Here is a 2465-nt window from a genome sequence, read left to right as displayed (position 1 = left end):
GCGGGCGGGGGAGGCGGGGCCCGCGCGCGACGAGCGCCGCGCGCCGGTCCACGTCGTCGAAGCTGAACGGCCCCGGGCGGCCCAGCGCTCCGGGCGTGAAGTTCCGCTCGTCGACGGTCTGCAACGGGTGGTGCACGACGAGCGCGGCCCGCGCCCCGCCGGGCAGGGCGGCGGCCTCGTCGACCGCGTCGAGCAGCTCGCCCACCGGCACGGCCGGCGGCCGCGGCGCCCCCGTGCGCTCGTCGGCGCCGCTGTGCACGACCACCAGGTGCTCACCCGCCGCGGTCACCGCGTCGAGGAACAGCTGCCGGTCCTCGGTGCGCCGGTCGCGCTCGCCGACCAGCGGGTCGCGCGCCAGCACGTCGTCGCCGTCGGGCGTGCCCGCGCGCGGGAACGCGCCGTCGTCGAGGCCCAGCAGGCACACCACGCGGTGCGGCACCGCGCGCATCGGCTCGAGCGAGCAGACCGTGAGCGCACCCGTGCGGAACCCGGCGCGCGTGGGCCGCCCCGCGAGGCGCGGCTCGAGCAGCGCCACGACGTCGGCGAGCCGCAGCGGAGCGTCGGTGCCCGCGCTCGACGTGCGCACGTCGGCCAGCACCGCCCGCGCACCGACCTCCTGCCACGCGTCGTCCGGGTCGGCCAGGGCGAGCAGCGCGAGCGCGCGTTCGAGCGTCGCGAGCCACGCGCTCGCGGGCCGCTCGCCGTCGAGCTCGGCCAGCAGGCCGGTGAGCCGGTCGACGAGCTCGGCGAACCGGCCCGCGAGGTCGACGTCGGTCGAGTCCACGTCGTCGAGCGGCAGCGCCGACCCGACGAACCGGTGGTCCTCCTCGGCCATCGCGACGCCCAGCAGCAGCCGGTCGGTCGCGGTGCGCCACGTGCCCTGCGCGACCGCGCCCAGCCCGTACCGCGCGCGCCGCGCCTGGTCCTCGCCCCACCGCGCGCCGGACTCGAGCGCCCACGCGCGCAGCCGCTCGACGGCCGCGTCGTCGAACCCGAACCGTCGTCGCACCGCAGGCAGGCCCGCGAGGTCGACCACCGCGGAGGCCGTGACGCGCGATCCCGCGAGCGCGAGCAGGTCGGACAGCACGCGCAGCAGCGGGTTGGTGCGCGCGGGCGCACGGTCGGCGAGCCGCACGCGCAGGGAGCGCCCCGGGTGGGTGCCGCGCTCGGCGCCGTCCGCGTCGGCACCGGTGCCCGACGCGGTGCCGAACGCCGCCGCCACGAGCGGTGCGAACGCCTCGACGTCGGGGCACAGCACCACGACGTCGCGCGGCTGCAGCGTCGGGTCGTCGGCGAGCAGCCCGAGCACGACCTCGCGCAACACCTCGACCTGCCGTCCGCGGCCGTGGCACGCGTGCACCTGCACGCTCCGGTCGTCCGGCGCCACGGCGGCGGGCACGGCCGGCCGCTCGTCGGCGCGCAGCGCGGCCTGCACCGCGCCGAGCACGGTCGGCGGGGGAGCGGGCGCGGCGTGGTGCGTCACGTCGGCGCCCGCGGCGGTCAGGCGCGCGCCGAGCTCGGTGGCGTCGCGCGCGGTCGACGCGAGCAGCGGGTGCACCGCGACCGTGGGCCCGTCGGCGCGCCGCGGCGCCGGCGTCCCGGGTGCGGCGGGCTCGACCCCGCGCGCCGCGCGGTGCCACAGCGCGTCCGACGGGTGCGGCAGCCACACGTGCACGTCGCGGTGCACCGCGAGCGCCGCGAGCACGTCGACGTGCGCACGCGACAGCCGCGTCGGGCCCAGCACCGACAGCCGCCCCGGCAGGTCCACGACGCCCGGGTCGACGGTCAGCGCGCGCACGGCGTCCGCGAGCCGCTCGGCCGGGCTCGCCACGCCCAGGTCGGCGCGCACCGCGCGCCACAGCGGCGCCTGCCACGCCAGGTCGGCCGGCAGCGGCGCGCCCGCACCGTCCTCGTCGTCGCCCGCCGCCCACGCCGTCACGAGCGACGGGCGCTGCGCGGCGTACGCCGTGAACGCGCCCGCGAGACGCTGCGCGAGCCGCACCCGGCGGCCCCGCCGCACGGCGTCGCGCGCGTCCGGCTCGTCGGTGACGTGGCGGGCCAGCGGGTGCGCCCAGGCCTCGCCCGCCGCGACGGCCGCGTCGACCGCGCGCAGCACGTGCCACACGAGCCGCTCGGGCTCCCACGGGTCGTCGTCGCGCGCGGTACCCGTGGCCGCGGCGACCGCGTCGCGCACGAGCCGCGCAGGCGGGTCGAAGTCGATGCGCGCGCACACGCCGGCCTCGCCGTCAGGGCCCGCGCCCAGGCGGTGCGACAGCCGCTGCGCGACCCACCGCTCGACGCCCCGGGTCGGCACCGCGACGACCTCGCGCGCGAACGGGTCGGTGCCGGGCGGCACGTCGGCCAGGACGTCGGCGAGCGCGTCGACCAGCACGTCGGCACGCGGCGAGGTGTGCACGCGCAGCCGGCCTCGCCCGCCCGCCCCGTCGAACCCCGCCGTCACGCGC

Annotated in this window: 1 protein-coding gene; it reads right to left on the bottom strand. The window is 80.3% G+C overall.

The window, feature by feature from the left end; genetic code table 11:
• The coding region (recC, locus tag ATM99_RS17295) for an exodeoxyribonuclease V subunit gamma (protein WP_369798107.1) at window positions 1-2465 on the bottom strand (2465 nt) is incomplete at both ends.

Source organism: Cellulomonas sp. B6, assembly GCF_001462455.1.
Classification (GTDB): Bacteria; Actinomycetota; Actinomycetes; order Actinomycetales; family Cellulomonadaceae; genus Cellulomonas.
This window is presented reverse-complemented; position numbering and strand designations above follow the sequence as displayed.